This is a genomic window from Mesorhizobium sp. M0208 (genome assembly GCF_040322015.1).
Taxonomy (GTDB): Bacteria; Pseudomonadota; Alphaproteobacteria; order Rhizobiales; family Rhizobiaceae; genus Mesorhizobium.
The window spans coordinates 1-6662 of sequence record NZ_JAMYSP010000084.1 but is presented as its reverse complement, the minus strand read 5'-3'; the positions used below and the strand labels follow the sequence as shown (position 1 = coordinate 6662).

General features: G+C 60.9%; 4 protein-coding genes and 1 pseudogene. 1 reads left to right on the top strand and 4 read right to left on the bottom strand.

The window, feature by feature from the left end:
- Positions 1–324 precede the first annotated feature (324 nt).
- Together NKJ17_RS33290 and NKJ17_RS33285 are read right to left on the bottom strand one after the other, a co-directional pair.
- On the bottom strand, positions 325–519 hold the full coding sequence (locus NKJ17_RS33290; RefSeq protein WP_352691942.1) for a hypothetical protein: 195 nt from the start codon (positions 517–519) through the stop codon (positions 325–327).
- Positions 520–1330: 811 nt separating this feature from the next.
- Positions 1331–2368, bottom strand: coding sequence for an IS110 family RNA-guided transposase (locus tag NKJ17_RS33285; RefSeq protein ID WP_352691941.1), 1038 nt, complete (start codon positions 2366–2368; stop codon positions 1331–1333).
- A 329-nt stretch (positions 2369–2697) separates the two neighbouring features.
- Here NKJ17_RS33285 and NKJ17_RS33280 point away from each other — a divergent pair.
- Positions 2698–2826: pseudogene (locus NKJ17_RS33280) on the top strand (transposase); the annotation flags it as partial.
- Positions 2827–2961: 135 nt separating this feature from the next.
- Here NKJ17_RS33280 and NKJ17_RS33275 read toward each other — a convergent pair.
- Together NKJ17_RS33275 and NKJ17_RS33270 are read right to left on the bottom strand one after the other, a co-directional pair.
- The gene (locus tag NKJ17_RS33275; RefSeq protein WP_352691938.1) at positions 2962–3417 is read right to left on the bottom strand and encodes a CopG family transcriptional regulator; all 456 of its coding nucleotides are present in this window, start codon (positions 3415–3417) and stop codon (positions 2962–2964) included.
- Complete coding sequence (locus NKJ17_RS33270) at positions 3401–5398, bottom strand: conjugal transfer protein TraG (RefSeq protein ID WP_352691936.1); 1998 nt, start codon at positions 5396–5398, stop codon at positions 3401–3403. Before NKJ17_RS33270 ends, NKJ17_RS33275 begins: the two co-directional genes overlap by 17 nt.
- Positions 5399–6662 lie beyond the last annotated feature (1264 nt).

Here is a 6662-nt window from a genome sequence, read left to right as displayed (position 1 = left end):
TCACTTGATGAAACCCGCCGCGTAATTGCGGCATCCCGTAAGCTGCTGGACCGGATGGCGAACCGGTTCGATGAACACGAGTGGAAGGGGAACTTAGAGCGGAACGAGCCTGCCGACCAACCCAGGTCGTAGGGAACAACGCAGGCCCTCCCGTGTTTAGAACTCGCAGCGGCGTGTGTTCTCCGTGGATGTGCAGCCGCTGTAGGCGGTCCGTCGCCGTTCTCACGGGCGGCGGGCCACCTGTTTATGCCTTGGGGGAGTAAGGTCCCCTCCTCTTTTGCAGCAGCCAGGAATGCTTTCCTCGGTTTGACGCTCAGCCAGCCGCTAGGCACCCTCTTCGGTCTTCCCCTGTTTGGCCAGATCAATAGCCGCAAGTAATGACGCTAAGGTTGGCGGCAGTTCTGGTTCGACTGCTAGCCTTAACAGCTTGTGCATGTGACGACGATTGTCTTCGGAATGGATCAGTTTCCGAAATACTTTGGAGACAGACGGATGGCCTGCTTTGTTCTTCTTGGTCATGTGCAGGGCGTCCCTTCCCCGTCAGCCGCAACTCGCCTGAACGGAAATGGTTCCAACCACGAGGCCGGGAATGTTTGGTAGAAATTTCTGCCCCCTGTGCCCTCTCGGTCCTATAGGGGTAGAACCAATGGTTTCCATGAGAGGACTACCCGACAAGGGAAACAGCCCTCTCCATTCTCGACGCCCTTCGGCGGATCGAGGACGGCACCCTAGCGAGCTTGATCGGCTCACCGGCATCGCCAATGCCACGGCCGTCGCGGATCTTTGCTACATGGTCTACGGCCATCCCGAGCTTGCACCGGCTGCGCTGGCGAGGTGGATGAGCGAAGTCTACATGCGACCCCGCAACAAGACCCAGACCACCCCTTCGGTGGCACCCGTGGCAGAACCCACGACGGCACCAGACCACGGCTACCGCTTAGAGACCCGATGAGCGAGAGGCCCATCAGCCCATTGCGCTCTTACACTTCGGCAGTTGGTGACGTCGCGGGCGATTTGCCTCCCAGCCATAGCAGAAATTCGAACTGAGACGCTTCTCTATTCGGCATGTTGAGGTCAAGCGCTATCGAGCTTTTCCGTGTCTCCGGCGTTTTGACGTCTTTCGCAGGGCCTTGCTTCTCTCCGGGATCGGCGTTTCGCCCTCCCAGTATGGGGTCAGGAGAATGAGGCGGCACAATCTACCAAGCGTCTTGATCGCATGTTGCAATCGGTACGAGTGTCTCAGCGAACTCGCCTCATCCATCGTCCTGCGAAGGACGTCCGTCCGCCAGCGAGCGGAACTCTCTGTCTCCCTCCTTCCCAGCCTTCTGGATTAGATGGCTGACGCCATGGTTTCCCGCGTCCAGCGGAACTCGGTGCCGTCCAGCCACATGCGATGCATGACGACTCCCAGGCGACGTGCGAGCGCGACAATTGCTTTGCGCATCCCGCGCCGCTTGGCGACGTTCATCGCCCAGGCCTTGAGCCACGACCATTTCGTCACGCGAGTCATCAGCGTTTGGGCAGCCTCATAAAGCAACGTCCGCATCATGCCGTCCCCACACAGGGATATGCATCCAACGCGCTTGCTTTCCCCGGACTCGTTGAGCTTCGGCGTCAGTCCCAGGATAGGCCCCACCGCCTTGGAGCTTCTGAACCGCTGCGGAATGTCGATTGTCGCGGCATAGGCGAGCGCCACCATGGGGCCGACACCGGGAATCGTCATCAAGCGCCGGCATGTCGCATCATTCCTGGCGATCGTGAGCACTTTTTTGTGCAGGCGAGCAAATTCGGCACGCAGCTTCCGCCGGGCGGCCAGCAGCGGCTCCATGATCTCTTCGAGATCGGGCATGTCTTCGACGAGCTCGCAAATCCGCTCCTCGAACTTCACCGTTCCCACAACACCGACCTTGAGGCCGAAGTTGCGCAGAAGACCGCGGATGTCGTTCTCGATGGCGATCGCCTTTCCCTGCAGCAGCTTGCGGGCCGTCAAGAGTGCCCGCCGCTTCTGGCTCGTGAGCGTCTTCACATGCACCGGGCGGTAAAGGTTGACCCGCATCATCTGCGCGATGCCGCGCGCGTCATTGCGATCCGTCTTGTTCGGCTGCGCCTTCAGGAACGCTTTCACATGACGCGTCTCGATGCAGATGACCGGCAACCCGGCGCACGCCAGCCCCTCAAAAAGCCATTGCGACAAGGGCCCAGCCTCGAGACCGACCCGTTCAATGTTCAAGGCAGGATCCTTCAGGACGGCGAGGAGATCGTCGGAGTGGCTGACGACCCTCACCTCGCGGCAGATCCTGCCGGATTCATCGACAATGCAAACCGCGGTCTCTTTCACCGCGACATCGAGGCCGATAAAGTGCTTCATGCTGCGCTTCCTTTCCTGATGCTTGTGGCTGTTTGGACAGACCACGTTCTATCATCAGCTCGAAGCGCAGCACCTTCTTGCATCACCGTTGAAGACGGGGCGCAAGCCGAATACCCCATCTACCTCGATGGCTCAATGACATGACCTAACTGGCCTTTTGGTAGCGGGGAGGTAAGGTCCCATCCGGGTCGTGAGCGCAGTTGCGCCAGACGTCCGCTTTGAGAACGAAGATCGGGCTGGCAATGACGAAGCCGATATTGAACCCGGGCTTGCCGGCGCGATTCAAGCTCCGAAAAGAAACCTGAACATGCCAGACCCTTGACCGACGCGAATGGCTTTTGATGGACCCGATCCTTCCGTGCAAGCCCCGAGGCGTCCCGCGCGTGGATGACAGGCGTGTCCTGAATGGCATCTTCGGGGTCTTGAGGTCTGGAGCGCCTCGGCGTGATCTGCCCAAGTCTATGGACCTACGGCTTTCTTCTGGCCTCGCTCGGCGCTCGCCGGGTGCGCGCCATCCAGCCTCTCGGCAAGCATCCCCGGACCGCAATCGGGCACTCGGGTTGGGCTGCTGAAGCGCCTGTCTTGCCGGCGGCTCATCCAGTCGCTGTCGCCACTGGCGGGACATCGTCAGCTATTTCCTGCCTGAGCCTTGGTCCTTTGCTGAGCCGGCGACCGAGCGCATCGACGAAATTGTCGTAGCGCTGCAGGCCCTTGGCGCGCGCCTCCGCTTGCGCCGATTCCGGCAAGGCCGGAGTCGAGTTGAGCCAAAACCGGACGAACAATGCCAGTGTCTCAATAGCAATTCCGACGTCACGCTCGACCCGCTGCACGCGCCGATCGATCTGGTCGAGGCGGCGAGTGATCGCCGCTTGCTTTCGTTCTTCGGCGTCCGGCGACAGGAACGACGCGAGCGCAGCCTCGGCGACCAGTGACAGCGAGACCTCGCGCCGCCCAGCGTAATCTGCCAGTGCCCTCATTAGGTCAGGGTCGAGATAGGCCGACAGACGTCTTTTCTTGGCGTTCTTCATGCGCTCAAAGCTCAATGCCATCATTGGGATCAAGGGCGGCCTGACGAGCTGCGCGTCTCATGGCCTGATCGACACTGCGGCGACGAACGGCGTCATCATCGGGCTCGTCGCTGTCGAGGTCGAACTCATCATCGCAGCGTGGCGTTCGTTCCGGCGCGATGTCTTCGTGTTCGGGAAGCTCGGGCTGGCGGCGAATGCCGCCATTGGCCGGATCCTCGTCCTGCTGGTCCCTGGCAAGCCTCAGCTTGCGAGATTTGCCTTCCGGCTCAGCAAGAAGTGTCGTGTCCGTCCAGTCGTCAGAGCGAGCATTTCGCATTGCCCCTCCGGTCCTTGGTGGCGGCAAGACACGCTCGGCAAGACGCGGGTCGGCAAAGTAGCGTGCCTTTTTCGCACGGATTGGGAACTGGCCCGAGATCATGATGATCGCCTCGGTCGGCGGCAGTTGCATGATTTCGCCCGGCGTCATCAGTGCACGCGCCGTTTCCTGCCGCGATACCATCAGATGCCCGAGCCAGGGCGACAATCTGTGCCCCGCATATTTTTTCATGGCGCGCAACTCGGTCGCGGTCCCCAGCGAGTCTGAGACGCGCTTGGCTGTCCTCTCGTCATTCGTGGCGAAGCTCACCCGCACATGACAATTGTCGAGGATGGAATTGTTCGGTCCGTAGGCCTTCTCGATCTGGTTGAGCGATTGTGCGATCAGGAACGACTTGATGCCATAGCCGGCCATGAAGGCCAGCGCGCTTTCGAAGAAATCGAGCCTGCCGAGCGCGGGGAACTCGTCCAGCATCATCAAAAGACGCTGTCGGTGATCCTTCGCGTGGAGATCCTCGGTCAGTCGGCGGCCGATCTGGTTAAGCACCAGTCGGATCAGCGGCTTTGTGCGACTAATGTCCGATGGCGGCACGACCAGATAGAGCGTCGTCGGCCGTGTCTCCTCGACGAGGTCTGCGATCCGCCAGTCACAGTGTGAGGTCACCTTGGCCACAACTGGATCGCGGTAGAGGCCCAGAAAACTCATGGCCGTCGAGAGCACGCCCGAGCGTTCGTTTTCGGACTTGTTAAGCAGTTCCCGTGCGGCCGACGCCACGACGGGATGCGGACCGGCGTCGCCCAAATGCCGCGTCAGCATCATGGCGCGCAGCGTTGTCTCGATTGGCCGCTGTGGATCGGAAAGGACGTTCGCCACGCCAGCGAGGGTCTTGTCTTTCTCCGCGTAGAGCACGTGCAGTATGGCGCCGACCAGCAGCGCATGGCTGGTCTTCTCCCAGTGGTTGCGACGTTCCAATGTGCCTTCTGGGTCGACCAGGACATCCGCTACGTTCTGCACATCTCGAACTTCCCACTCGCCGCGTCGCACCTCCAGCAGAGGATTGTACGCTGCGGATCCAGCATTGGTCGGATCAAACAGAAGCACCTGGCCGAAGCGGGCCCGCCATCCGGCCGTCAGTTCCCAGTTTTCGCCTTTGATGTCGTGGACGATCGCCGAACCCGGCCAGGTCAGTAGTGACGGCACGACCAGGCCGACGCCTTTGCCGCTGCGGGTCGGTGCGAAACATAGCACGTGTTCCGGACCGTTATGACGCAGATAGTGTCGGTCCAACATACCCAGCACCACTCCATCCTGACCGATCATCCCAGCGGCCTCGACTTCGTGTCGCGTCGCCCAGCGCGCCGAGCCGTAGGTCGTGGTGTCCTTTGCCTCGCGCGCCCGCCACAGCGACATCCCGATCGCTGCAGCGATCGCCATGAGGCCTCCGCTCGCCGCAATCGCCGCGCCCCCGAGGAAGACCTCCGGCGCGTAGGCGTCGTAGAAAAACCACCACCAGAAAAAGGCTGGCGGCGGATAAACGGGCTGTCCAGCCAGTTCGAACCACGGTGGACCGAGTTGGCTTTGAAAGCCGAGCCGCCCTGCCGTCCACTGTGTCGCCCCCCATGTTGTCGCGATGACGATCAGAAAGACGGTGAGGACCTGGCCCCATAAAACCTTGCTCGCGGGCATCGGTCGTTTCCCCAAATGGATGATCGGAAACAACCCAAAAGCTCGAATTCCTGAATCCGCAAGACAAAAGGAGCGGTCGAAGCAGCAGGGCGTACCCGGACGTGGAAAGACTTGCTCGCTGCGACTTCGAATGTTGAACGAGCATCGGGGGCTGCTTGCTTCCGGAGCCGTTGAGCCGCTAGTCGCCCAATGATAGTTAGTTGTCTCGGCTTCAAACGGCATCTGACGCCTCGACGGTTCTTGGAGAACACGGATTTTCCACACGACCAAATGAACAAGAGTCCTCACGCGCGCAATCGATGACTACAGGAGACGCCTGACCGAGCGAGGCATTGCGCGCTTCGAGGTGGTCGGCCGGGATCTCGATCTGGGCTGATCCGCTCCGTCAACCGCCTGGCTGAAGGCGGCGCTGACGCCGACAGGTTGCGCACGGCCATCAACCAAAATAGCGACTTCTGGAGAGCCCCTCAGAAAGGCGGTACCTCAGGGCTTGCATCCCCTGTTGTTCGTTCCGAAGTCGACCTAGCGCGGCCTCGTCAAGAACGGCGTAAGGTCGACCTGTGACGCGCTACCCGGAATCGCTCCTGGTATGGATGTCGAGCCAGCGCGACGAGGATTGTTCATCGCCTCGCTCACCGTTGCTGAAAACCGCCGCGGGAAGCCGCGGGGCAACAAGCGCGACGCACTCAAGAAATGACTCTCTGGGTCCGAAGGGCCGCAAGGCGCTGTTTGCGCGCCGTATCCTCGACGACAGGGCCGGGCTGATCTGGGTACGGCTGACGGCAGAGGGGAAAGCGGCCGGCCAGTCGCGCAGCGGACTCGACATGATCATCGCTGCCGTCGCCGATGCGAATGAGTGTGTGGTGGTAACGGATAAAGACAAGGACTTTGCCGGGACTTCAGATTGTGAATCCAATACGCGGGGCGCTCTGGTGCAATGCCGATCAAGGAATCGTCAGCTCGGCCGCGCCGGGAATGATCCGGCGTTTTCTGTCGACGCACAGCCGCCACCATGGCTTGCCGGAGAGCTTCAAAGCGCCGGCGACCGGCTAACTGCCCTTCCTCGTCTCGACGAAAGTGTTCGTTCGAATGATGCTTTTCCGTGGCCCAGCGCGCAAGTTTTGTCAGCCAGCACAGGGCCTCCTCTTACGCTCGCTGGTCGTCGAGGCCCAGCGGCCTCTAGGGTCAGGACTCATTGATCCAGAAGATGAAGGCTGCAGCGAAGGCGATCGCCGACAGGAAGGTGTGAGCACATCGGTCGTAT

Bases quoted from the DNA above. Each gene is read 5' to 3' on its own strand.
- NKJ17_RS33290 (WP_352691942.1), bottom strand. From the start codon at position 519: ATGACCAAGAAGAACAAAGCAGGCCATCCGTCTGTCTCCAAAGTATTT.
- NKJ17_RS33285 (WP_352691941.1), bottom strand. From the start codon at position 2,368: ATGAAGCACTTTATCGGCCTCGATGTCGCGGTGAAAGAGACCGCGGTT.
- NKJ17_RS33275 (WP_352691938.1), bottom strand. From the start codon at position 3,417: ATGGCATTGAGCTTTGAGCGCATGAAGAACGCCAAGAAAAGACGTCTG.
- NKJ17_RS33270 (WP_352691936.1), bottom strand. From the start codon at position 5,398: ATGCCCGCGAGCAAGGTTTTATGGGGCCAGGTCCTCACCGTCTTTCTG.